We start from the raw sequence: 22,971 nt of genomic DNA, 5'->3' as shown, positions 1-22,971 counted from the left end.
CCTGACCAGCGTGCTCGCCTCACCTGGCGTCACAGCTGCGCCCTCATCTTTTACGAGAGTCAGGGACGCACCGGCGGATGGGTTCCCTCCCCCCTTGCGGGGGAGGGTTAGGGAGAGGGGTGGCCACACGGGCAGTGATCGACGATGACTCGACATCCGCTCGCTCATCCCAGCGCCTTCAATTCGCCCGGCAGCGCGTACGCCCATTGCGTGATGTTGCCGGCGCCAAGACACACGACGAGATCGCCTGGCTTTGCCAATGCCTTGACGATGCCGGCGAGCTCCGACGCTGCCGGCAGCGGGATCACCTCGCGATGGCCATGCGCGCGCAGGCCCGCGACGAAATGGTCGCGGTCGATGCCTTCGATCGGCGCCTCGCCGGCGGCATAGACGTCGGCGACAACAACCGCATCGGCATCGTTAAAGCAGGTGCAAAATTCCTCGAACAGCGACTGCAGGCGGGTGTAGCGATGCGGCTGCACCACGGCGATCACCTTGCCGGTGTAGGAATCGCGCGCCGCCTTCAGCACCGCCGCGATCTCCACGGGGTGATGGCCGTAATCGTCGATCACGGTGACGCCGTTCCATTCGCCGGTCTTGGTGAAGCGGCGCTTGACGCCGCCGAAGCCTGCGATGGCACTGCGAATCTTGTCGTCGGAAACGCCGAGCGCGTGAGCGACTGCAATTGCAGCCGTCGCATTGGAGGCGTTGTGGCGCCCCGGCATCGGCAGCGCGAGATCGGCGATCTCATGCGTGGTGCCGGTCTTGCGGTCGCGGATCACGACCTTGAACTTCGAGCCGCCGCCGCCCGCGGTGAGATCAACCAGCCGCGCATCGGCCTGCGGATTCTCACCGTAAGTGATGATGCGGCGGTCTTCGATCCTGCCGACGAGGCTCTGCACCACGGGATGATCGATGCACATCACGGCGAAGCCGTAGAACGGCAGGTTCTCGACGAAGTGACGGAACGCGTCCTGCACGGCCGCGAAGGTCTTGAAGTGGTCGAGATGCTCGGGGTCGACATTGGTGACGATCGCGACATCGGTCGGCAGCTTCAGGAAGGTGCCGTCGCTCTCATCGGCCTCCACCACCATCCAGTCACCGTCGCCCAGGCGCGCGTTGGAGCCGTAGGCGTTGATGATGCCGCCGTTGATGACGGTGGGATCGAGCCCGCCGGCATCGAGCAGCGTTGCGACCATCGTGGTCGTGGTGGTCTTGCCGTGGGTGCCGGCGATGGCGACGCAGCTCTTCAGCCGCATCAGCTCGGCCAGCATCTCGGCGCGGCGCACCACGGGAATGCGTTTCTCGCGCGCCGCCATCAATTCCGGATTGTCGCGCTTGATCGCGGAGGACACGACCACGACCTCGGCGCCGTCGATATTCTCGGCCTTGTGGCCGACCGAGACTTTCGCGCCCTTCTTGCGCAGACGATCGAGATTGTAATTGTCGGCGGCGTCCGAGCCCTGCACGGCGTAGCCGAGATTGACCAGCACCTCGGCGATGCCGCTCATGCCGATCCCGCCGATCCCGACGAAGTGGATGGGTCCGATCTCGCGCGGCAGTCTCATGCTCTGTTCCCTGACCTTGCCACCGAAAGGGCGGCATCTGGCGAAGTCACGGCCAAATCAGCCGCGGGCCGTTCCTACTGGATGCCCCGCTTTGGAACGCGAAGACAAGGGCTTTTTGCGTCAGATTCCAGCGACTTTGACCACGAGATCCGCCAGCCGCTCGGCGGCATCTAGCCGGCCGGCGCCACGGGCGGCCTCGGCCATGGCGGCAAGGCGCGCGGGCTCGGCGGCGAAGGCGGAGATTTCCGAGGCGAGACGATCGGGCGTGAACTCGGTCTGCGGGATCCGGATGGCGCCGTCGACCTTGGCCAGCACGCCCGCATTGGCGAACTGGTCCTGGTCGATCGAGCCGGGCAACGGCACCAGAATCGAGGGCCGGCCGATCGCCGCGAGCTCGGCGACGGTGCCCGCGCCGGAGCGCGACACCACCAGATGGTTGGAGGCAAGCCGCGCCGGCAGATCGGTGAAGAACGGCGCAAGCTCGGCCTTGATCTTGAGCTTGTCGTAGACCGCACGCACGCGAGTCATGTCCTCTTCACGCACCTGCTGGGTCAGAACCAGCCGGCTCCACAGCGCGGGCTCGAGCCGCTCGATCGTATCAGGCACGATGTCGGCCATGATGCGCGCGCCCTGGCTGCCGCCGACGACGAGCAGGCGCAGCGGACCGTTGGTTTCGGGCGCGGTGTATTGCACGGCAGCGGCCGCGAGGATCGCGGGCCGCATCGGCGTGCCGACCGTCGTGGTCTTGCCTGACAGCGCCGGATCGCGATCGAGCACGCCGGGCAAGGATGTCGCGATGGCGCGGACGCGGCTCGACAGGAACCGGTTGGCGCGGCCGAGCACCGCATTGGCGTCGTGGATGATACCGGGCACGCCGGCGAATTTCGCCGCGACCAGCGGCGGCAGCGTCGGATAGCCGCCGAAGCCGACGACGGCGACGGGCTTCAACCGCCTGATCAGCGCGTAGGCCGACAGCGTGCCGGCGGCGAGCGTGAGGCCGGCATAGGCAAGCTGAAACGGATTGCGGCCGCGCGCGGTCTCGCTTCTGACGACGTCGATCATGTCCTTGCTGAACAGCCCGCTATAGCGCAACGCGCGCTCGTCGGTGACGAGGCGGACGCGAAAGCCGCGCCGGATCAGCTCGACCCCGAGCGCCTCGGCGGGGAACAGATGGCCGCCGGTGCCGCCCGCGGCGAGAAGAATCAGGGGGGAGGAGTTCATGGTGGGGAGTTTTACAGGCTGTCAGCGGCCATTGCGAGCCGCAACGACGGTGCTCGTGCCCCGGGCGCAGCGCAATGCGCCGCACTTCGCGGCGTGGTGCGCTGCTGAACCGGGGCCCATGCCCACGGCACTCTGGGTCCCGGCTCTGCGCTCCGCTTCGCGGAGCTGGTCCGGGACACGAGGATCACGCGTAACTCCGCATCGCCTCGGCGTGGCCGCTCGCCTCGACCTCGGTGCGCGGCCGCAGCCGCGTCAGCGCCAGCATCATGCCGACGCCATAGGCGAGCGAGACGATCGAGGAGCCGCCATAGGAGATGAACGGCAGCGTCATGCCCTTGGCGGGGATGAGCTGCAGGTTCACCGACATGTTGATCGCCGCCTGCACGCCGAACAGGATCGCAAGGCCGGAAGCCGCGAAGCGCGAGAACATGTCCTCATTGGCATAGGCGCGCGACAGCGTGCGGATGACGACGAAGGCGAACAGCGCCAGCATCGCAAGGCACAGGATGATGCCGAACTCTTCGGCCGCAACCGCGAAAACGAAGTCGGTATGGCTGTCCGGCAGGCTGCGTTTTGCAATTCCCTCGCCCGGTCCGAGCCCAAACCAGCCGCCGTTGTAGAAGGCTTCCATCGCGGTATCGACCTGGAAGGTGTCACCGGAGGCCGGGTTCATGAAGCGCTTGATGCGCCCCGCGACGTGCGGGACGAACAGATAGGCGCTGAACAGGCCCGCGGCGGCGGCGCCTGCGAGGCCAAATACCCAGATCATGCGCATCCCTGCGATGAAGAACAGCGAGCCCCACACCATCAGGATCAGCATGGTCTGGCCGAAATCCGGCTCCATCACCAGCAGCGACACCAGCATCAAGAGCAGCACCAGCGCCATCGAGGTCGCCGGCATTTCAGGGCGCTTGGTCGATTCCGCGAACAGCCAGGCCGCAATGACGACGAAGGACGGTTTTGCGATTTCGGAAGCCTGGATATTGACGCCGAGCAGCGTGATCCAGCGCCGCGAGCCCTTCACCTCAGGGCCGATCGCGAGCGTGAGCACGATCAGGACGATGCTCGCTGCGAAGATGATCAGCGCCGAGCGGCGGATCGCGCGCGGCGACAAGAAGGAGACGCCGAGCAGCACGATGCAGGATGGCACCAGGAACAGCACGTGGCGGCTGAAGAAGTGAAAGGCATCGAGGCCGATGCGGGTCGCAACCGGCGGGCTCGCCGCCAGCGACAGGATCACGCCGGTCAGCATCAGCCCCAGGATGGCGCCCATCAGCGGCTTGTCGACGGTCCACCACCACTCGGAAAAGGGGGTGCGTTCTTCACGGGAGAGCATGGGCGGCCGCTTTCGGACAGAGGTCCGTCCATTGGTCGCCGAGGTTGGTTACCGGGGGGTTAAGGGAAGCGATGAAGTTGTGAACAGTCTCGTGCCCCGGACGCAGCGCAGCGCCCTTGCGGTGCGCTGCAGAGCCGGGGCCCATTGCGGCTGCTGGGTCCCGGCTCGCGCTACGCGCGTCCGGGACACGAGAGCGCAGTTCACACCACCGGCTTCACGCCCGGCAGCGCCTGCACCAGCTCGCGGAACTTGGTGCCGCGGATCTCGAAGTTGCGGTACTGGTCGAACGAGGCGCAGGCGGGCGAGAGCAGCACGACGGCATCTGTAAGGCCCGACGCCTCCGCATCGCGTGCGGCGTGCTCGACGGCGACGTCGAGGGTCTGGCTGATCTCGTGCGCGACCTCTTCGCCCAGCGTGCCGGAAAACTCCTGCGCGGCCTCGCCGATCAGATAGGCTTTGCGGATGCGCGGGAAGAAGCCGGTCAGGCTGGTGATGCCGCCGGCCTTCGGCTTGCCGCCCGCGATCCAGAAGATGTCGGCAAAGGACGACAGCGCATGCGCGGTAGCGTCGGCGTTGGTGCCCTTGGAGTCGTTGACGAACAGCACGTTGCCGCGGCGGCCGACCTGCTCCATGCGGTGCGCAAGGCCGGGAAAGCTGCGCAGGCCGTTCTGCAGCACATCCAGGCTGATGCCCATCGCGAGCGCGGCGGCGGCGGCGCAGGCCGCGTTCTGCGCGTTGTGCAGACCGCGCAACGACCCGATGCCTCCGAGCACGGCGACCTCGCTGCGGGCGCCGCCCGAGGCGCGCACGATATTGCCGTGCTCGAAGTAAATGCCGGTCGCGAGCGGATTCTTGACCGAGATGCGTACCACGGTCTTCCCGGCACGGTCGAGCCGGTCGGCCACATCGCGGCAGAAACCGTCGTCGACGCCGACGATCGACGTACCGCCGCCTTGCACGCCGGCGACAAGCCGCTCCTTCACCGCGGCGTAATGTTCGATGTTGCCGTGACGGTCGATGTGGTCCTCGCTGACATTGAGCAGGATACCGATGGAAGGATCGAGCGAAGGCGTGAGGTCGATCTGGTAGGACGACATCTCGATGACGTGGACGCGGCCCATGCGCGGCGGCTCCAGCGACAGAATCGCGGTGCCGATGTTGCCGCCCATCTGGGTGTCGTAGCCGGCGACCTTGGTGAGGTGCGCGATCAGCGCCGTCGTGGTCGACTTGCCGTTGGTGCCGGTGATGGCGATGAACGGCGCCTCCGGCGCATGCCGCCGCCGCTCACGGCAGAACAATTCGATGTCGCCGATCACCTCGACGCCGGCTTCGCGCGCCTTCAGCACACTCCAGTGCGGCACCGGATGGGTGAGCGGCACGCCGGGCGCGAGCACGAGGCTTGCGACATTCGCCCAGGAGACGTTGCGCAAATCGGCGGTGACGAAGCCGGCCTGCGCGGCCTTGGCGACGTTCTCGGCATTGTCGTCGGCGGCGACCACTTCCGCGCCGCCGGCTTTCAGCGCGTGGCAGGAGGCGAGCCCCGAGCCGCCGAGGCCGAACACCGCGACCGTCTTGCCGGCGAAGGATGTGACGGGGATCATCGCGTGACCGTCAGCGCAGCTTCAGCGTGGAGAGGCCGGCGAGCGCCAGCATCACCGAGATGATCCAGAAGCGGATCACGATCTGCGGCTCGGTCCAGCCGAGCTGCTCGAAATGGTGATGGATCGGCGCCATCCGGAAGATGCGCTTTCCCGTGAGCTTGAACGACACCACCTGCACGATGACGGATACCGCCTCCAGCACGAACAGGCCGCCGATCACCGCGAGCACGATCTCGTGCTTCACAGCGACCGCGATGGCACCCAGCATGCCGCCGAGCGCGAGCGAGCCGGTGTCGCCCATGAAGATCGACGCCGGCGGCGCGTTGAACCAGAGGAAGCCGAGGCCGGCGCCCAGAAGCGCGCCGCACAGCACCGCAAGCTCGCCGGTGCCCGCGACATATTTGATCTGGAGATATTCGGCGAACACGGCGTTGCCGGCGAGATAGGCGATCATCGCAAAGCTCGCGGTCGCGATCATCACCGGCACGATGGCGAGGCCGTCGAGACCGTCGGTGAGGTTCACCGCGTTGCCCGAGCCGACAATGACGAAGGCGCCGAAGATTACGAAGAACCAGCCGAAATGCAGCACCGTGTCCTTCAGGAAGGGAATCGTCAGCGCGGTCGAGGCGGGATCACGGTTCAGCCGCACCAGCGCGTAGCAGGCGACCAGCGCGATGACCGCTTCGATCAGCAGGCGAAGCTTGCTGCCGAATCCGGTCGTGGTCTGCTTGGTCACCTTGAGGTAATCGTCATAGAAGCCGACGAAGCCGAAGCCGAGCGTCACCGCCAGCACGATCCACACATAGGGGTTGAGCGGATTGGCCCACAGCACGGTACCGACCGTGAGGCCGGAGAGGATCATCAGCCCGCCCATGGTGGGCGTGCCCTTCTTGGCGAGATGCGATTGCGGACCGTCGGTGCGGATCGGCTGGCCCTTGCCCTGGCGAATGCGCAAGTGATCGATGATCCAGGGGCCGAACAGGAACACGAACAGCGCGCCGGTCACGACGGCGCCGCCAGTGCGGAAGGTGATGTAGCGGAAGACGTTCAGGAAGGTGCGAACCGCACCGAAGCCTGGAAATGTGTTGGAGAGCTCGATCAGCCAGTAAAACATTCAGACGGTCCTATGGCGCCTTTGCACACGCGGCCTTGGCCTTGTTCTCGGCCTTTATCTTGGCCTCAACGTGCCTCACGCTCATTCGCTGGTCTTCATCATCGGGTCAGGTGTGACCTCAGGGAAAACGCACGGCTTCCGCCGCAAAGGATGGGATTCGGGAACAGCGCCTTCCAAGCAGTTTACGCCTTTGCCTGCAAGGCGGCCACCAGGCCCGGCACAAACTTGTTGACCCAGAACATCTTCTTGCTGCCCTTGACAACCACGACATCGCCTGCCTGCAGCAGATTTGCGACCTCGCCCGGCTTCAACGTGGCGGGATCGTCGTGCCAGCCGAGGCCCTTTCCGGCCGGGAGCACGTCATAGAGGTGGCGCATCAGAGCGCCGACGCAGTAGACCCCGTCGATCCCGTCGAGATGCTTGACGAGCGCGGTGTGGTAGTCTGGCGCATCGTCGCCGAGCTCCAGCATGTCGCCGAGCACCGCAATGCGGCGGCCGCCGCTCATATTGCGCGCCTGCAGGCTTTGCAGCGCGGCAGCAACGCTGGCTGGATTGCCGTTGAAACTGTCGTCGATCACGGTGACGTCGCCGACCGCCTGCTCGACGCCGCGGCCGGTCATGATGCCGACGCGGTCGAGCTTGATCGCGAGCGTCGCGACGTCGAGATGCGCAGCATGAACGGCGGCGAGCGCGGCCAGCGCATTGTGCACCCGGTGCGGCGCGCCCGGCGTCAGGCTGAAGGCGATCTCCTTCTTCCCGATCATGGCCACGACCTGCCAGCTCTCGCCATGCGGCGCGTGCGCGACCTCGTGCACCTCGGCATGCTCGCCGCCGAAGCGCACGACCTTGCCCTTCCATTCGGGCGCCTTGATCCCGGCGGGCAGCACCAGCACGCCGCCCTCGGGCAGGCCGAGCGCGATCGACACCTTCTCGCGCCTGATGGCGTCGAGCGAGCCGAGCTTTTCCAGATGCACCGGCTGGACGTTGACGAGGAGCGCGACGGTCGGCCGCGTGAGTTCGCTGAGCCGCGCGATCTCACCTTGCTGGTTCATGCCCATCTCGACGACCCAGAGGCTGGCATCGGGCCGCGCATTGCACAGCGTCAGCGGCACGCCCCAGAAATTGTTGAAGCTCGACGGGCTCGCATAGGCGTTCGGATAGGCCGCCAGAAACTCCTTGGTGCTGGTCTTGCCCGCGCTGCCGGTCAGCCCGATCACCGGCCCATTGAAGCGCGCGCGTGCGGCGCGCGCGAGTCCCCAGAGGCCGTCGATCAGCGTGTCCTTGACGACGATCTGGGGAATACGGATGCCCGCGATCTCATGCGGCACGATCATCGCGACCGCGCCCGAAGCCTCCGCCTTGTCGGCGAACTCCCAGCCGTCGCGCGCGCTCGCGAAGGCGGAGACGAAGCCGCCGCTTGGCGTGCCGCTCAGCGCGACGAACAGGCTGCCCGGCTTCACCAGCCGGCTGTCCTGCGTGACGAAGTCGATTGGCGTATCCGGGAACGATCCGGCCACGGCAAGCGCACGCGCGACCTCGGCAACCGTCCATATTGGCGCGCTCATGCAATCCTCGACGCTAATGCGGCCGCAACCGCCTCGTGATCACTGAAGGGCAGAACGTCCCCGCCGACGATCTGTCCGGTCTCATGCCCCTTGCCGGCGATGAGCAGCGCATCGCCCTCCTGCAAGTCCTCGATCGCCGCGCGGATCGCGGCGGCGCGATCGCCGATCTCGCGGGCGCCCCTGGCGGTGGCGAGGATCGCCGCGCGGATGGCTTCCGGCTTCTCGCTGCGCGGATTGTCGTCGGTGACGATGACGCCGTCGGCATTCTCCGCCGCGATCTCGCCCATGATCGGACGCTTGCCGGCATCGCGGTCGCCGCCGGCGCCGAACACGACGACCAGCCTGCGCTTCGCATAGGGCCGCAGCGCCTGCAACGCCTACGCCAGCGCATCGGGCTTGTGTGCGTAGTCGACGAAGATCGGCGCGCCGTTGCGCTCGCCGACGCGCTCGAGCCGGCCCTTGGCGCCTTCGAGATGTTCCAAGCTCGCAAACACGTCTGCCGCATCGCTGCCGGTGCCGATGGCAAGGCCGGCCGACACCAGCGCGTTCTCGATCTGGAATTCGCCGACCAGCGGCAGCCGGATCGCATAGCGTTTGCCGCGATGCTCGACCGTGAGCTTCTGCGAGAAGCCTTCGACCTCGGCCTCGGTGAGACGAATGCCCTCGCCTCCTCCATCGCCGTTGCGGCCCACCGCCATGACGCGCAGGCCGCGCGCCGTCGCCGCCTCGATCGCCTCCGCCGAGCAATCATGATCGGCCGAGATCACTGCGGCGCCGCCCGGCGGCACCAGCTCGCGGAACAGGCGGAGCTTGGCCGCGAGATAATGCGCAACGGTCGGATGATAATCCATGTGGTCGCGCGAGAGATTGGTGAAGCCGCCGGCCGAGACGCGCACGCCGTCGAGGCGATACTGGTCGAGCCCGTGCGAGGAGGCCTCGAAGGCGAGATGCGTGACGCCTTCGCGCGCGATCTCATCTAGCTGCCGGTGCAACGCGATCGGATCCGGCGTCGTCAGCGAGCCGTAGACGGTGCGCTTGGGCGAGATGAGACCGATGGTGCCGATGCTGGCGGAGGCATGCCCCAGCCGTTCCCAGATCTGGCGCGTGAAGGCCGCGACCGAGGTCTTGCCGCTGGTTCCGGTCACCGCGGCGATCGTCGCGGGCTGCGCGGGGAACAATCTTGCGGCGGCGAGCGCCAGCGCGCGGCGCGGATTGGCGACGGCGATGAACGGCACCTTGCATGCTGCCGGCACATGGTCGCCGACGACGGCGATCGCGCCCGCAGCAACCGCAGTATCGATGAAGCGAGCGCCGTCGGTCTTGCTGCCCGCCAGCGCGAAGAAGAGATCGCCCGGCTTGACCACGCGGCTGTCGAGCGCAACGCCGCTCACCTCGAGCGCCGCAACGGCGGGCTCGGGCGCGGCATCATTGCCCAGAACGGCCTGACCTAAGAGGGCGCGCCGCTTCATGGTCTTCCAGTCGACATGCCCGGCCGGAAAGCCGAATCCTCAAGGAAAATCCCGACTCAGTACCGGCGATGGCCCACCCGGTTGATTACTGGGTTGTCCTGGATGCTGCAAGAATAAGGCGCTCGGACGGCGGCAGGTCGAACCGCGGCTCGACGCCCAGAAGCGGCGCGATCCGCTCGATCACCTTGCCGCCGGTCGGCACCGCGTTCCAGCCCGAGGTGATGAAGCCCTTCGTCTCGGGAATCGCCTGCGGCTCGTCCAGCATCACCAGGATCTGATATTTCGGATCGTCGCAGGGCATGATGGCGGTGAACGAGTTGAGCACGCGCTTCTTGGCGTAGCGGCCGTTGATGACCTTTTCGGACGTGCCGGTCTTGCCGCCGACGTAGTAGCCCTTGACGTCGGCGGTCTTGGCGGTGCCGATCTCGGCGTTGAGCCGCATCAGGAACCGCATCTTGTCGCTGGTCTCCGGCTTGACGACGCGCTTGGCCACCGCTGCGGCCTCGGACTCGCTACGCTTCATGAAGGTCGGCGGAATCAAATAGCCGCCGTTCACCAGCGCGTTGATCCCCATCACCGCCTGCAGCGGCGCCACCGACATGCCCTGGCCGAACGCGATGGTCACCGTGTTCAATTCGCCCCAGCGGCGCGGGATCAGCGGCGCCGCGCTCTCCGGCAATTCGGTGCGCAGCCGCGTCAACTGCCCCATCTTGGCGAGGAACGCCTTGTGCGCCTCGACGCCCTGGCCGAGCGCGATCCGCGCCGCGCCGATGTTGGAGGAGAAGGTGAACACTTCCTTGGTGTTGATGAAGCGCCCGAGCGGATGGCTGTCGTGGATGGTGAACTTGCCGTAATGCAGGTTTCCGCGCGCATCCCAAGACGAGTTCAAATTGATCTTGCCGGAATCGAGCGCCATCGCCAGCGTGAACGCCTTGAAGGTCGAGCCCATCTCGTAGACGCCGGTGGTCAGGCGGTTGATGCGGTCGGGGTCGTGCGCTTCCCTGGGATTGTTGGGGTCGAAGTCCGGGAGCGAGACCATCGCCACGATCTCGCCGGTCTTGACGTTGGAGACGATGCCGGAGGCGGCCTTGGCGTGGAACTTGTCCTTGGCCTTCAACAGCTCGTCGCGCAGCGCGTGCTCGACGCGCAGATCGACCGAGAGCTCGATCGGCTTTTGCAGCCGGTCGGTGGCAAAGCCGGCGCGATGGAGATCGGCGAGCCCCTGGTTGTCGAGCCACTTCTCCAGGCCGGCGATGCCCTGGTTGTCGATGTTGACGAGCCCGATGAGATGGGCGACCTCGTTGCCGGTCGGATAGACGCGCTTGTTCTCGCGCAGGAAGCCGATGCCGGGAATGCCGAGCTTGTGGATGGCCTGCTGCTGCGCCGGCGTGACCTCGCGCTTGAGCCAGGCGAAGCCCTTGCGCGACTTCAGGCGCTCGCGAACCTCGGCCTCGTCGAGGTCGGGAATGGTCGCGGTCAGGAGCTCGATCGCCTCGTCCTTGTCGATGATGCGGCGCGGCTCGCCGAACAGGCTCGCCGCCTTGACGTCGGTCGCAAGGATGGCGCCGTTGCGGTCGACGATGTCGGGCCGCGCGGTCGCAACCACCTCCTGCGCCGCGGCGCGGCGCGCGCCGTGGGCGTCGGCTCCGATCGCAAACATCACGAGCCGGCCACCGATCAGGGCGTAGACCGAGGCGAAGGCGAGCATCGCGAGACCGACGCGCGCGCGCGCCTTCGCGGCGCGATCGACGTTGCGCCCGTAGAGCAGGCTGCGGATCAGCCGCTGCCGCCAGGGCTCAGTCGGCTTTTCGGTTGGTCTTGCAGGCGTCGCCGGGCTCATCGCTTGTCCTCGGGCTGAGATACGGAGCCCGTCACCGTGTCGGGGTCGCTCGCGGCTTCGATGGTCTTGAGCATGGCCCCGATCGGATCGGGCTCGCCCGGCCTGAACATCCGCGGCGGACGCTCCGGCAGGTTCTTCAGCGAATCATATTGCGTGCCGTTGACCGGCTTCAGCGACAGATGCCGGTCGGACAGTCCTTGCAGGCGCAAGGGCGCATCGAGCTTGGCCCATTCGGCGCGCAGCGAAGCGATCGCATCGCGCTGTTCGCGGATCTCCGCATGCAGCCGCAGCACCTTCTCGGTGCGCGCCGTGGAGTCCATCTTGATCCGGTAGACATGGGCGGCCGCGAAGATCAGCGCACCGATGACGAGGAGGTGGATGATGCGCATGCGCTAGCCGCCCCTCATCACGTCGGAGAGCTTTGGCCAGGACGATGTCTCGTCGGTCTCATGCGCCGGCGCCGAGGTGCGCTCGGCGGCGCGCAGCTTTGCGGAGCGCGCGCGCGGATTATGCGCAACTTCGTCCTCACCGGCGACGACCGGCCGCCGCGTCAGCAGCTGGAAGCTCGGCGGACTTTGCGCGACTTCCGGCAGATGCCGCGAACCGCCGCCCGTCTTGGACCGCTCGGAGAGGAAATTCTTGACGATGCGGTCTTCCAGCGAATGGAACGAGACGACGACGAGGCGGCCGCCGGGCTTGAGCACGCGCTCGGCCGCAGCGAGCGCCGTCTGGAGTTCCTCGAGCTCTTCGTTGACGAAGATGCGCAGCGCCTGGAACGTCCGCGTCGCCGGGTGAATGTCGCCCGGCTTCGATCGCACGACCCTGCCGACGAGATCGGCGAGCGCGCGCGTGGTCGTGAACGGGGTTTCCTGCCGGTCCGCCACGATGGCGCGGGCGATGCGGCGCGAATGCCGCTCCTCGCCGAACAGATAGATGATGTCGGCGAGATCGCCTTCGGAGGCGCGCGCGACGACGTCCGCCGCGGTCGGGCCTGTCTGCCCCATCCGCATGTCGAGCGGACCGTCGAGACGGAAGGAGAAGCCGCGGCCGGCCCGGTCGAGCTGCATCGAGGACACGCCGACATCCATCACGACGCCGTCGACGCCGTCGACGCCATCGACGCCTTGCGCCGCGCAGACCTCGGCAAGGTTGGAGAAGCGGTCCTCGACCAGCGTCAGCCGGCCCGCGGAGCGTTCGACCAGCTCGGCACCGCCGGCAATCGCGGTGCGGTCGCGATCAATGGCGATGAGTCGGGTTCCCGGCACCTCCAGGATCGCGCGACTATAGCCGCCGGCACCAAAAGTGGCGTCGACGTAGACGCCGCCCTCGCGCGGGGCGAGATGCGCGATGGCCTCACGGCCAAGAACGGGGATATGCGGAACCGAGCTCATGCGCGACGCCTGCCGACCGCCCAGCCTGACATCCAAGCGAGATCGGGGTCGAACAAGCCCATAACGCCTCGAATCATTGCGCGTCGCGGCGGTTCCACGACAATGCCCCTGTCCAGCATGATTACCGAACCCGGTCGTCCCGGGCCACAAACCCAGTGTTCCCAGTGGAATTTGTCGGGCAGCCATGGGATTTCGAGCCAAAATACGCTTTGGCCGCCTCCGGACGCGGGTCGGCTCTTCATCACTCAGTAACGGCCCTTAGCGTTAAGAAAGCGTTGCTCGGCTCGTGACAAGTGGAAAAGGTGACGAGGGGGTGATGCTTCATCCACACACATCGCCAAAATGCATCCATTAACCCCGCCGCGCGATTGCGTGCGGTGGAGGGTAAAGGAATAGTAAAGAGAAGGGCTTGCCCCATCTCCGTCCGTTTGAGCTGCTCATGCCCTCCGGTTCGTCCACGCCGTCTGGATCTGATTCGAAGCGTCACCGTGTTCTCCCGGTTCCCAAGACCGCGGCGAGCCTGCGGACGTTCGAGCCCGATTCCTCGATCGTGTCGGACATCATCCCCTCGCCCAATTATGGCGAGCGCAGCAAGGGACGGCAGCCGGACATGATCGTGCTGCACTACACCGGCATGCCCGATGTCGAGGGCGCGCTGGCGCGCCTCTGCACGGCCGGCACCGAGGTCTCGGCGCATTATGTCGTGCTGGAGGACGGCCGCATCGTGCAATGCGTGCCCGAGGCCAAGCGTGCCTGGCACGCGGGCGTCTCCTCCTGGGCCGGCGAGGACGACATCAACTCCTGCTCGATCGGCATCGAGATCATCAATCGCGGCCATGACTGGGGCTATCCCGAGTTTCCGCTGCGCCAGATCGCCGCCGTGATCGCGCTGTGCCGCGGCATCATGCTCCGCCGCAAGGTGCCGGCGCACCGGGTGCTCGGCCATTCCGACGTCGCGCCCGCCCGCAAGAAGGACCCCGGCGAGAAGTTTCCGTGGCATTCGCTGGCCAATTCCGGCGTCGGTCACTGGGTCACGCCGGCGCCGATCGTTCGAGGCGAGACCCTGATGCTCGGCACCATCAGCGATGCGGTGCTGAGCATGCAGCAGGCGCTCGCAAGGTACGGCTATGGCGTGCCTCTGAACGGCAAATACGACGCTGCGACGATGGAGGTCGTCACCGCCTTCCAGCGCCATTTCCGCCCCACGCGGCTCGACGGTGTCGCGGATCATTCCACGCTGTCGACATTGCAGGCGCTCCTGGCGAGCTTGCCGGCGGACGGGACGACGGTGGCGTCGAAGTGAGGGCGAGAGCCGTACGCGCCATTGCCCCGTCTCGTGTCCCGGACGCGCTGCAGCGCTCTTGCGCTGCTGCGCAGAGCCAGGACCCAGTCGCCAAACGAGTCCACTGCGGAGAGATGGGCCCCGGCTCTGCAGCGCACCGCACCGGACGATGCTTCGCATCGCCGGGAGGGGGCGCTGCGCTGCGTCCGGGGCACGAGGGCCCTACTCCATCTCCCTCAGCCGTCGCGCATAGAGCCTCCGCAACGGCTCGAGCTGCGTCGCCTCGGTCGCCGCATGATAGGCCTCGCGCGCCTCGTTCGTCCTGCCGAGTCGCCGCAACAAATCCGCGCGCACTGCGGGCAGCAGCTCATAGCCGCGAAGCCCGCCGCGCGCGGTGATCGCATCGACGAGATCGAGCGCGCGTGCCGGGCCGTCGATCATCGACACCGCCGCGGCGTGGTTGAGCTCGATTACCGGCGAAGGGCTGATACGCAGCAGCACCTGGTAGAGCCCCGCAATCTGCGGCCAATCGGTCTCCTCAAAACTGGTTGCGCGTGCATGCAGCGCCGCGATCGCAGCTTGCACCGCATAGGGTTGCGGCCGGCCCGGTACGCGGAGCGCGTCCTCCACCAGGAGCAAGCCCTCCTCGATCTGCGCGCGATCCCACAGCGCGCGGTCCTGCTCTTCGAGCAGCACGATGTCGCCGGCCGGTGTCTGGCGCCCGGCGCGGCGCGCGTCGTGCAGCAGCATCAACGCCAGCAGGCCCTTGATGCCGGCACGATCGGGCATCAGCCGGTCCAGCAGGCGGCCAAGCCGGATGGCCTCGACGACGAGATCGGGCCGCATCAGGTCCGTGCCCTCGGTCGCGACATAGCCCTCGGTGAAGACGAGATAGATCACGGCGAGCACGCCATCGAGCCGCGGCGCCAGCGCCTCGCGCTCCGGCACCTCATAGGGGATGCCGGCAAGCCTGATCTTCTGCTTGGCGCGGACGAGCCGCTGCGCCATCGCCTCCTCGCCCACGAGAAAGGCGCGCGCGACCTGCGCCGTCGACAGCCCGCAGACAGTGCGCAGCGTCAGCGCGACCTGGACCTCGGGCGCGAACGCGGGATGGCAGCAGGTGAAGATCAGCCGCAGCATGTCGTCGTCGAGCGTTGCCGGCGGCTCGTCGGGGCTCAGCGCGTTGAGCTCGAGCTCGTGCACCAGCGCCTGCTGCTTGCCGCGAAAGACGGCTTGGCGGCGGATGCGGTCGATCACCTTGTGCTTGGCGACATTGACCAGCCAGGCGCGCGGATTTTCCGGCAGTTCGCAGTTCGACCAGCGTTCGAGCGCAACCGCGAAGGCATCCTGCAGCGCGTCCTCGGCGAGATCGAAATCCCCGACGAGGCGGATCAGCGTGGCCAGCGCCCGCCCCGCCTCGTCGCGGAAGATCTTGTCGATGTCGGTGGAGGCGATCACTTGTAGATCATGACCGGCCTGACCTCGATCGACCCTTCCCTGGCTTCGGGAATCCGCGCAGCGAGCGAAATGGCGGTGTCGAGATCCTTGGCCTCGACCAGATAGTAGCCGCCGAGTTGCTCGCGGGTCTCCGCGAACGGGCCATCGGTCGTCAGGGTCTTGCCCTCGCGCACGCGCACGGTGGTCGCCGTCGTGGTCGGCTGCAGCCCGTCGCCGGCCTTGAAGTGACCGCTCTGGATGATGGACTGCGTGTAGGCGCCGTACTCCTCCGACACTTTCTGACGGTCGGTGGGGTTCATGTTGATCAGCTTCTGTTCATTCCGGTAGATCAGCAGCAGGTACTGCATTGCTCAACTCCTGTTGTTCGGCTGGATCGCCGACATTCAGTCGAACGGGGCATACGCCAAACGACATCTTCAGGATAAAAATTCTTCAACCGACGTTCGGGAGCGATATCTCCTTGACGGGAGCAGCACAAATCCCCATGCCTAATCCGTCAGTCGGCCGGACGGCCGCTCCGGCAGGTGCCGAAAGGCCGCCGGGGAGGAAAGTCCGGGCTCCCTTGACATGCGGTGCCGGATAACGTCCGGCGGGGGTGACCCCAGGGAAAGTGCCACAGAGAACGAACCGCCCGCCTTCGCCCCTTCGGGGCTTCGGCGAGGTAAGGGTGAAAAGGTGCGGTAAGAGCGCACCGCGGTTCCGGCAACGGAGCCGGCATGGTAAACCCCACCGGGAGCAAAACCGAATAGGGACGGCTTAAGCGGGCTGTTCGCGAAAGCGATAACGCCGCGGGGCGATGTCAGGCCCGCCGTCCGGGTAGGTTGCTCGAGGCCATGTGCAAACATGACCCCAGAGGAATGGCCGTCACGCATCGTTCGCGCAAGCGGACGATGCCCTACAGAACCCGGCTTACAGGCCGGCTGATATTCTAAAGCGCTTTCGAGCGAAGTGGAGTTCCGGTTCGCGTCAAGACAGCGCGTCTACCAAAGAAGCGACGAGGGGTTCGGTGCTAGCGCATCGGACCCCTCACCAATTTTGGGCTGACGTCATTCCGGGCCTTCAGTCCACGGGACACGGGATATCTGCTTCCATAACGAAGTTTTCGTACGCACTGTCAGCAATCACGAAATGCGTGGAGCCGATCCTCTTGAAGCCATGTCGCAGATAGAAGGCGATGGCTCGATCATTTTGCGCGTTGACCTTCAGCCAGACCCGTTCGCCACCCATGCTCCGGCAATGAGCCAAGGCGCGCTGCAGAAGTGCAACGCCTCTTCCGCCCGACTGGTGTCTCGGTTGAACATACAGGGTCATGATTTCCAGCGGCGGGCAATTGGCCAGCGGCGGCGTGGACGTCGAACCGACCGTCACGAAACCGTCGATTCCTATCCGGTTCTCCGACACCCAGATCGATAGATTGGGATCACTGACAGCGTCCCGAAACTTCTGCGCAGTGAACTCGGCAAGAACGTAGTCCGCGAAAAATGCGTTCACCCCTTCGCGGAGATAAGTGCTCAGCCAGACTTCTATGCTCACCGCTGCCAGGCTGGACGCGTCTCGCTGCTCGGCTTGCCTGATCACGACGTGCCTTCCAACACCGCGATCAGCGCCTCGGGCGCGGTAACATTCGGCGCATGGCTGGCGTCGAGTTCGACATAGCGCCAGCCATCCTCGCTCCTCGTCCGCCTGGCGAACTGCCCGAACACGTCGCCCGGCGGGATGCGCGTGCAATAAATGTAGCTGCGAGGCATCGCCGGCTCGCCGTGTTCGAGCCTCAGCTTGGTCTCGAAGCACTTGATCGGCATTGGGACGCGGCGTGCATTGAGCCAGTCGAGATCGGCTTGAGGCGTGTCCGGCGGCGGCGGGTTCGGCGGGATGCGATAGCCGTCGCCCGAGGCCGTGGCCTTGCGCATCGGCTCGCGCCCGCCCTCGTTGAGATCGAACAGCGACTGGCCGTCACGCGGCACGAAGGCGTCGAGATAGATCAGCTGCGTCACGCGCTCGCGCGCGCGGTCCGCGACGCCCGTCGCGACCATGCCACCATAGCTATGGCCAAGCAGCACGATGTCGCTGAGATCCTCGAAGGCGATGACGTTGAGAATGTCCTGGATGTGCGTTTCCAGATCGATCGCCGGGCTTGCGAGATGCGCGCGCTCGCCGAGCCCGGTGTAGGTCGGCGCCACCAGGCGATGGCCGGCCTGCGCCATCAGCGGATGCATCTTCTTCCAGGCCCATCCGCCGGACCATGCGCCATGACAGAGCAGGAAGGTCTTTGCGCGCGCAGCCATCGGCGTTTCCATCGTTCTTGTTGGTACGATGGAGTGTAGCGGCCGGCCGCGCGATGTAAACGCCGCTTCAGGCTGCGCGCGTGTCCTTCACCAGCACCGGCGCAAGGTCGCCGGCCTCGCGCCGCAGCTTGCTCGCCTCGAAGCCGTGCATGCCGAGCTGCCATTGCAGTCCGACGATGGCGCCCTTGGTCGGTTGCAGCAATGCGAGCGACGCGAACAGCGTCACCGGCAGCCACACCGCGAGCTGCAGCCACTCCGGCGGCGCGTATGCGGTCTCGATCGCGAGGATCGCCGGCACCACGAGATGGCCGACCACGACCATCACGAGATAGGCGGGAAAGTCGTCGGCGCGCTGGTGAAACAGCTCTTCGCCGCAATGATCGCAAGCGTCAGCCACTTTCAGGAAGCGGCCGAACATGCGCCCTTCCCCGCAATTGGGACATTTGCCGCCGAAGCCGCGCCACATCGCCTTTGCCAGAGAGACCGTCGCCATGACCATACCTCTTCCTTTTCAACGATCCATACAATAATATCTTGCATCCATACATTCAAAGGATATGGTCCTATATTGCATGGATTGGACCCCTACAATCTCGGAGCTCTTGGGCCCGCGCTACCAGCGCATCGTCGAGGCCATGGAAGCCGATATCGCCGCCGGGAGGCTGGTGCGCGGCCAGCAATTGCCGACGCAGCGCGCACTTGCAAAAGCGCTCGGCGTCGACCTTACCACGGTGACGCGCGCCTACACCGAAGCCCGACGCCGGGGCATCATGGAAGCCCGCGTCGGACAGGGCTCGTTCGTGTCGGAGACCAGCGCACGCCGCGCCGTCGACCTGCCGCATCCTGTTACGATCGACCTCTCGATGAACGTGCCGCCGCATCCGCTGGAGGCGCAGCTCGACGAGCGCATCATCGCCGGAATGGAAGCCCTGCGCGCACAGTCGGGCCTGACCGCGTTCCTGAACTATCAGCCGCCCGGCGGCAGCGCACATGAGCGCGAGGTCGCGGCGCGCTGGATGCGCGCACGCGTTCCGCACGCACACGCCGACAGGCTCGTGATCTTTCCCGGCACGCAGACGATCCTGTTCAACATGCTTGCCCATCTCGCGCGGCCCGGCGACATCGTGTTGACCGAGGCGCTCACCTTCCCCGGCATCAAGGCCGCTGCAGCGCGGCTCGGCGTCAAGCTCGTCGGAGTCGCGATGGACGAGGACGGCATTCTGCCCGATGCGCTGGCAAAGGCCTGCCGCACGCACAGACCCAAGGCCGTCTACCTCATTCCGACGCTGCACAATCCGACCACCGCGACGCTTTCCGCCGAGCGGCGCAGCGCCATCGCAAAGATCATTGGCGATGCCGACACGATCCTGATCGAGGACGACGCCTACGGCCTGCTCGACCGCTCGGCTTCGCCGATCGCGAACCTCATTCCGGAGCGGACTTATCTCGCGACCACACTGTCAAAATGCATCGCGCCCGCGCTGCGCGTTGCCTATCTGGTGACGCCCGACAGCGGCGCGCAGCTTCACATGCGCACCTCCTTGCAGGCAACCGTACAAATGCCGGCACCACTGATGGTCGCGCTGGTGACGCACTGGATCGAGACCGGCATCGCCGACCGCATCATCACTGCCATCCGCGCCGAAGCGGTCGGCCGCCAGCAACTCGCGCAGCGCGCACTGAAAGGCTTTCAATTCCTCGCCAAGCCTGCGGCGCATCATCTCTGGCTGCGGCTGCCGGAAGGACGCCCCGACGTCGCTGCGCATCTGCTTCGGAATGGACTCGCGATCGTCGCCGGCGATGCCTTTGCAGTCGACGGGACACCGCCGCACGCGGCGCGCGTCTCGCTCGGGGCGGCACGGAACAGGCCGGAATTGACCGAGGCGCTGCGCATCCTGGTCGGCGCGCTGCACAAGCCCGCCGACACCAGGCAGATCGTCTAGACGCTTATTGATGATGACGACGGTGGCGTGGCCGAACGACCGGTGCAACGGCTGCAGGATAGGCCGCATAGGCCTCGCTCGGGGCTACTGCCTCACCACGGGCTGCGCGCCCTGCGGGCGTGAGCTGGCCGCCGTTCAGCACATCCCGGTCCGGATGCGCGGCCTGATAGGCCGCAGGCTCGGAAAACTGCGCCAGCGCCATCGTCGGCATCAAGGCCGCCGCCGATAGCAGCGCGACCGCGACGACGATCTTCGTGCGGATCATGATCATGCTCCATCATCTCATCAGGGACGGGGCTCGCTTGCGACGTGTCCCCCAAATTGCTTAGCACGCCTCATGTAGGCGCCTGTTCGGCGGACGCCCGCCCCTGGGGATCACGCTTGCGTGCGGTTTTGAAATTGACCTTCCCGGCCGCATCTGTGCTATGCGCCGGATGGCGATCAACCGTTCGAGATCGCCCCTAACGACAGGAAATGACAGGTGGAAGCGTCCACTTACGCGCTGCTGCTGTTCGGCGCGCTGGCCGGCGGCTTCGTCTCGGGACTGGCCGGGTTCGGCACGGCGCTGATGGCGCTCGGCATCTGGCTCTACGTTCTGCCGCCCTCGCTCGCGGTGCCGCTGGTGCTGATCTGCTCGGTGATCGCGCAGACCTCGACGCTGCCCTCGATGTGGAAAAGCTTCGACCTCTCGCTGGTCTGGCCGTTCCTGATCGGCGGCCTGATCGGCGTTCCGCTGGGCACCATGATGGTCGCCACGGCCGATCCGAAAGTGTTCAAGCTGAGCGTCGGTGTGCTGCTCCTGATCTTCTCGAGCGCGCTGTACCTCAACAAGAGGCCGCTCGCCTTCAAGTTCGGCGGCCGGATCGCCGACGGCGCGATCGGCTTCGCCGGCGGCATTCTGGGCGGCCTCGCCGGACTCTCGGGGCCGCTGCCGATCCTGTGGGCCAACATCCGCGGCTGGAACAAGCATGAGCGGCGCGGCATCTTCCAGCTCTTCAATTTCACGGTGCTCGCCACCGCGCTGGTGCTGCAGACGGCGTCGGGTCTCGTCGAACTCAAAGTGGTCTGGCTCGCGCTGATCGCCTTTCCGGGCACCTTGATCGGCGCATGGGCGGGTGCGCGGGTCTATCACGCGTTGAGCGACAAGCATTTTGGCGATGTCGTGCTCGGCCTGTTGTTCCTGTCGGGCCTCGGCCTCGTCTGGAACAGTGTTGGCGGACTTTAGCCCACGGCGCCGCGAACGGGCGGGAGCCGTGGGGAGGAGGTCACTATCGCTAAGGCAAGATGAGATTAGGTCTGATGCGACCACGAAGGAGGTGCGCTCCCTCTCCTGCTTGCGGGAGAGGGTTGGGGAGAGGATGTCTCCGCAAGCGATAACCCCCGTATGGAGAGAACCCTCACCCGGCGCTTCGCGCCGACCTCTCCCGCAAGCGGGAGAGGTTTGAACGAGCCCGCGGCCAATCGATTCAACTTAAAGCCATTCCGCTCTACGCGGGCGCACGCACGGCAGGCTCAGCTTCCACCTGATCCGCGGCCTCGTCCTGCGGCAACGGCGCGAGGCGCTTTCTGAACTCGCGGCGCAGCAGCCACAGGCTCAGGGCCGCCTGGAGCGTGGTTGCCGCGATGGAGAGATACCAGACGTGCTCGATGCGGAAGCCGGGCCGCGTCGACAGCCAGATCGCCGGCAGCGAATAGGTGAACACGCGCGTCGCCGAGCTCAGCAGCACCGGCTTGGTGTTGCCGAGGCCCTGGAACATGCTCGAGCAGGTGAAGATCAGGCCCTGCGCCACCATGTTCAGCGAGATGATCCGCAGGAACAGGAAGGCGACCTCCATCGTCTCCCGGTCGTTGGAGAATCCCGCGAGCAGCAGTCCCGGCTTCAGCTGCGCAAGGACCATGAAGCCGATCATCACGATCGTGGTGATCAGCGCGGCCTTGACGAAGGTTTCCCGCACGCGCGCACCGTTGCCGGCCCCGACGTTCTGGCCGGCGATCGGCCCGGCCGCCAGCGCAACCGCGAGCGCCGGCATCTGGATCAGAGCGAGGACACGCTGTCCGATGCCGAATCCCGCCTGCGCCGCCGCGCCGAAGTCGCGCAGCACGTAATAGACCACCGCCATGAAGATGAACATCATCGCGAACTCACCGCCGGCGGGGAGGCCGACGTTGAGGATGCGCTTCAGATGGCGCGGCTGCGGACGCCACTGCGCCAGATTGAAGGCGACATAGCGTTCGACCTTGCGGAAATACGCCAGCAGCATCAGGACGCCGGCCGCCACCGCGATCGAGCTCGCCAGCCCCGCGCCGGCGACGCCGAGCGCATGGCCGGTGCCCCACCCCGAGATCAGCACCGGCGCCAGCGCGATGTTGACGATGACCGCGAGGACCCGCACCAGCATGGCGGGGCGCACGATGCCGGTGGCGCGCAGCGCGGAGGCAATCACCTGCATGACGAATTCCAGCGCGAGCGCCGGCATGAACCACAACAGATAGATGGTCCCCGCCTCGATCGTGGCCTCGTCCGCCGCAATCGAGCGCATGTAGAGACGCGACAGCGCCGCGCCCATCACCAGCGTCGACAGGCCGAACATCATCGACAGCGCGACCGCCTGGTTGAAGATCAGGTTGGCGTCCGGCCGATCCTTGCGTCCCACCGCATGCGCGATCAGCGCCACCGTGCCGACGGCGAGCACCTGCATCAGCGCGTTGATGAGGAAACCGGCATTGCCGGCCGCGGCGACGCCGGCAACCGCGGCGTCGCCGAGGCCCGAGACGAAGTACAGATCGACCAGTTGGCAGATCATGATCGAGACCATGCCGGCCATGATCGGCGGCGTCATGGCCAGGATGTGTCGCACGATGGAGCCGTTTGTCAGGTCTTTCATGTCGTTCCCCCAT

19 protein-coding genes, 1 other RNA gene and 1 pseudogene are annotated in these 22,971 nt (G+C 66.3%); 4 read left to right on the top strand and 17 right to left on the bottom strand.

Translation table 11 applies throughout. The features are described 5' to 3' along the window. Window positions 1-164: 164 nt before the first annotated feature. From murC to rsmH, 10 genes and pseudogenes are all read right to left on the bottom strand, one after another. A complete protein-coding gene (murC, locus tag CVM73_RS32585; RefSeq protein WP_100235870.1) occupies window positions 165-1,568 on the bottom strand; it encodes a UDP-N-acetylmuramate--L-alanine ligase in 1,404 nt (467 codons plus the stop codon). Between the two features lie 120 nt (window positions 1,569-1,688). Continuing rightward, the gene (gene murG, locus CVM73_RS32580; protein WP_100235869.1) at window positions 1,689-2,789 is read right to left on the bottom strand and encodes an undecaprenyldiphospho-muramoylpentapeptide beta-N-acetylglucosaminyltransferase; all 1,101 of its coding nucleotides are present in this window, start codon (window positions 2,787-2,789) and stop codon (window positions 1,689-1,691) included. A 184-nt stretch (window positions 2,790-2,973) separates the two neighbouring features. Then, window positions 2,974-4,125, bottom strand: a complete 1,152-nt coding sequence (ftsW, locus tag CVM73_RS32575) for a putative lipid II flippase FtsW (protein WP_100235868.1) — start codon at window positions 4,123-4,125, stop codon at window positions 2,974-2,976. A gap of 200 nt (window positions 4,126-4,325) precedes the next feature. After that, the gene (murD, locus tag CVM73_RS32570) at window positions 4,326-5,726 is read right to left on the bottom strand and encodes a UDP-N-acetylmuramoyl-L-alanine--D-glutamate ligase (RefSeq protein WP_100235867.1); all 1,401 of its coding nucleotides are present in this window, start codon (window positions 5,724-5,726) and stop codon (window positions 4,326-4,328) included. Between the two features lie 10 nt (window positions 5,727-5,736). Then, window positions 5,737-6,840, bottom strand: coding sequence for a phospho-N-acetylmuramoyl-pentapeptide-transferase (gene mraY / locus CVM73_RS32565; RefSeq protein ID WP_100235866.1), 1,104 nt, complete (start codon window positions 6,838-6,840; stop codon window positions 5,737-5,739). Between the two features lie 182 nt (window positions 6,841-7,022). Beyond that, window positions 7,023-8,405: a UDP-N-acetylmuramoyl-tripeptide--D-alanyl-D-alanine ligase gene (locus CVM73_RS32560; RefSeq protein ID WP_100235865.1), complete on the bottom strand. Its 1,383-nt coding sequence runs from the start codon at window positions 8,403-8,405 to the stop codon at window positions 7,023-7,025. After that, window positions 8,402-9,874 (bottom strand): annotated as a pseudogene (locus CVM73_RS32555) (UDP-N-acetylmuramoyl-L-alanyl-D-glutamate--2,6-diaminopimelate ligase). The gene CVM73_RS32560 and the pseudogene CVM73_RS32555 overlap by 4 nt, the downstream one beginning before the upstream one ends. A gap of 85 nt (window positions 9,875-9,959) precedes the next feature. Continuing rightward, the gene (locus CVM73_RS32550; RefSeq protein WP_100235864.1) at window positions 9,960-11,714 is read right to left on the bottom strand and encodes a peptidoglycan D,D-transpeptidase FtsI family protein; all 1,755 of its coding nucleotides are present in this window, start codon (window positions 11,712-11,714) and stop codon (window positions 9,960-9,962) included. After that, the gene (gene ftsL / locus CVM73_RS32545; protein WP_100235863.1) at window positions 11,711-12,103 is read right to left on the bottom strand and encodes a cell division protein FtsL; all 393 of its coding nucleotides are present in this window, start codon (window positions 12,101-12,103) and stop codon (window positions 11,711-11,713) included. The genes CVM73_RS32550 and ftsL overlap by 4 nt, the downstream gene beginning before the upstream one ends. A 3-nt stretch (window positions 12,104-12,106) precedes the next feature. Beyond that, window positions 12,107-13,105: a 16S rRNA (cytosine(1402)-N(4))-methyltransferase RsmH gene (rsmH, locus tag CVM73_RS32540; RefSeq protein ID WP_167407178.1), complete on the bottom strand. Its 999-nt coding sequence runs from the start codon at window positions 13,103-13,105 to the stop codon at window positions 12,107-12,109. A 439-nt stretch (window positions 13,106-13,544) separates the two neighbouring features. On the opposite strand from rsmH, the gene CVM73_RS32535 reads away from it, so the two are divergent. Beyond that, complete coding sequence (locus tag CVM73_RS32535; protein ID WP_208639272.1) at window positions 13,545-14,408, top strand: N-acetylmuramoyl-L-alanine amidase; 864 nt, start codon at window positions 13,545-13,547, stop codon at window positions 14,406-14,408. Between the two features lie 201 nt (window positions 14,409-14,609). On the opposite strand, the gene CVM73_RS32530 is transcribed toward CVM73_RS32535, so the two are convergent. Both CVM73_RS32530 and CVM73_RS32525 read right to left on the bottom strand, forming a co-directional pair. Next, a complete protein-coding gene (locus CVM73_RS32530; RefSeq protein ID WP_167407182.1) occupies window positions 14,610-15,842 on the bottom strand; it encodes an RNA polymerase sigma factor in 1,233 nt (410 codons plus the stop codon). Then, the gene (locus CVM73_RS32525) at window positions 15,842-16,192 is read right to left on the bottom strand and encodes a YciI family protein (protein WP_100235860.1); all 351 of its coding nucleotides are present in this window, start codon (window positions 16,190-16,192) and stop codon (window positions 15,842-15,844) included. Before CVM73_RS32525 ends, CVM73_RS32530 begins: the two co-directional genes overlap by 1 nt. A 149-nt stretch (window positions 16,193-16,341) precedes the next feature. On the opposite strand from CVM73_RS32525, the gene rnpB reads away from it, so the two are divergent. Beyond that, window positions 16,342-16,773, top strand: an RNA gene (gene rnpB, locus CVM73_RS32520) — RNase P RNA component class A. Window positions 16,774-16,904: 131 nt separating this feature from the next. Here the strand turns inward: rnpB and CVM73_RS32515 are convergent. From CVM73_RS32515 to CVM73_RS32505, 3 genes are all read right to left on the bottom strand, one after another. Next, window positions 16,905-17,423, bottom strand: a complete 519-nt coding sequence (locus tag CVM73_RS32515) for a GNAT family N-acetyltransferase (RefSeq protein WP_100235859.1) — start codon at window positions 17,421-17,423, stop codon at window positions 16,905-16,907. Continuing rightward, window positions 17,420-18,130 (bottom strand): alpha/beta fold hydrolase, encoded by a 711-nt coding sequence (locus tag CVM73_RS32510; protein ID WP_167407177.1) that lies wholly within the window; start codon window positions 18,128-18,130, stop codon window positions 17,420-17,422. Before CVM73_RS32510 ends, CVM73_RS32515 begins: the two co-directional genes overlap by 4 nt. 67 nt (window positions 18,131-18,197) lie before the next feature. Further along, window positions 18,198-18,629, bottom strand: a complete 432-nt coding sequence (locus CVM73_RS32505; RefSeq protein WP_100235857.1) for a DUF983 domain-containing protein — start codon at window positions 18,627-18,629, stop codon at window positions 18,198-18,200. Between the two features lie 73 nt (window positions 18,630-18,702). Here CVM73_RS32505 and CVM73_RS32500 point away from each other — a divergent pair, with 73 nt between their 5' ends. After that, entirely contained in the window at window positions 18,703-20,073 is a 1,371-nt protein-coding gene (locus CVM73_RS32500; protein ID WP_167407176.1) for an aminotransferase-like domain-containing protein, read from the top strand. A gap of 4 nt (window positions 20,074-20,077) precedes the next feature. On the opposite strand, the gene CVM73_RS32495 is transcribed toward CVM73_RS32500, so the two are convergent. Next, window positions 20,078-20,338, bottom strand: a complete 261-nt coding sequence (locus tag CVM73_RS32495) for a hypothetical protein (RefSeq protein WP_167407181.1) — start codon at window positions 20,336-20,338, stop codon at window positions 20,078-20,080. 216 nt (window positions 20,339-20,554) lie between these two features. Between CVM73_RS32495 and CVM73_RS32490 the strand changes: the two genes are divergently transcribed. Next, window positions 20,555-21,298 (top strand): sulfite exporter TauE/SafE family protein, encoded by a 744-nt coding sequence (locus tag CVM73_RS32490; protein ID WP_100235854.1) that lies wholly within the window; start codon window positions 20,555-20,557, stop codon window positions 21,296-21,298. 262 nt (window positions 21,299-21,560) lie between these two features. On the opposite strand, the gene CVM73_RS32480 is transcribed toward CVM73_RS32490, so the two are convergent. After that, window positions 21,561-22,958 carry an MATE family efflux transporter gene (locus tag CVM73_RS32480; RefSeq protein WP_100235853.1) on the bottom strand — a complete coding sequence of 466 codons (1,398 nt, stop codon included), beginning with the start codon at window positions 22,956-22,958 and terminating at the stop codon, window positions 21,561-21,563. Window positions 22,959-22,971 lie beyond the last annotated feature (13 nt).

The sequence above is a fragment of the Bradyrhizobium forestalis genome (assembly GCF_002795245.1).
GTDB classification, from domain to species: Bacteria; Pseudomonadota; Alphaproteobacteria; order Rhizobiales; family Xanthobacteraceae; genus Bradyrhizobium; species Bradyrhizobium forestalis.
The sequence above is the reverse complement of the archived record's forward strand: the minus strand, read 5'-3'. Positions and strand labels throughout refer to the sequence as shown.

What these genes read in the sequence shown, in the direction of transcription:
- murC (WP_100235870.1), bottom strand. Translation starts at nt 1,568, where the DNA reads ATGAGACTGCCGCGCGAGATCGGACCCATCCACTTCGTCGGGATCGGC.
- murG (WP_100235869.1), bottom strand. Translation starts at nt 2,789, where the DNA reads ATGAACTCCTCCCCCCTGATTCTTCTCGCCGCGGGCGGCACCGGCGGC.
- ftsW (WP_100235868.1), bottom strand. Translation starts at nt 4,125, where the DNA reads ATGCTCTCCCGTGAAGAACGCACCCCCTTTTCCGAGTGGTGGTGGACC.
- murD (WP_100235867.1), bottom strand. Translation starts at nt 5,726, where the DNA reads ATGATCCCCGTCACATCCTTCGCCGGCAAGACGGTCGCGGTGTTCGGC.
- mraY (WP_100235866.1), bottom strand. Translation starts at nt 6,840, where the DNA reads ATGTTTTACTGGCTGATCGAGCTCTCCAACACATTTCCAGGCTTCGGT.
- CVM73_RS32560 (WP_100235865.1), bottom strand. Translation starts at nt 8,405, where the DNA reads ATGAGCGCGCCAATATGGACGGTTGCCGAGGTCGCGCGTGCGCTTGCC.
- CVM73_RS32550 (WP_100235864.1), bottom strand. Translation starts at nt 11,714, where the DNA reads ATGAGCCCGGCGACGCCTGCAAGACCAACCGAAAAGCCGACTGAGCCC.
- ftsL (WP_100235863.1), bottom strand. Translation starts at nt 12,103, where the DNA reads ATGCGCATCATCCACCTCCTCGTCATCGGTGCGCTGATCTTCGCGGCC.
- rsmH (WP_167407178.1), bottom strand. Translation starts at nt 13,105, where the DNA reads ATGAGCTCGGTTCCGCATATCCCCGTTCTTGGCCGTGAGGCCATCGCG.
- CVM73_RS32535 (WP_208639272.1), top strand. Translation starts at nt 13,545, where the DNA reads ATGCCCTCCGGTTCGTCCACGCCGTCTGGATCTGATTCGAAGCGTCAC.
- CVM73_RS32525 (WP_100235860.1), bottom strand. Translation starts at nt 16,192, where the DNA reads ATGCAGTACCTGCTGCTGATCTACCGGAATGAACAGAAGCTGATCAAC.
- CVM73_RS32510 (WP_167407177.1), bottom strand. Translation starts at nt 18,130, where the DNA reads ATGGCTGCGCGCGCAAAGACCTTCCTGCTCTGTCATGGCGCATGGTCC.
- CVM73_RS32505 (WP_100235857.1), bottom strand. Translation starts at nt 18,629, where the DNA reads ATGGTCATGGCGACGGTCTCTCTGGCAAAGGCGATGTGGCGCGGCTTC.
- CVM73_RS32500 (WP_167407176.1), top strand. Translation starts at nt 18,703, where the DNA reads ATGGATTGGACCCCTACAATCTCGGAGCTCTTGGGCCCGCGCTACCAG.
- CVM73_RS32495 (WP_167407181.1), bottom strand. Translation starts at nt 20,338, where the DNA reads ATGATCCGCACGAAGATCGTCGTCGCGGTCGCGCTGCTATCGGCGGCG.
- CVM73_RS32480 (WP_100235853.1), bottom strand. Translation starts at nt 22,958, where the DNA reads ATGAAAGACCTGACAAACGGCTCCATCGTGCGACACATCCTGGCCATG.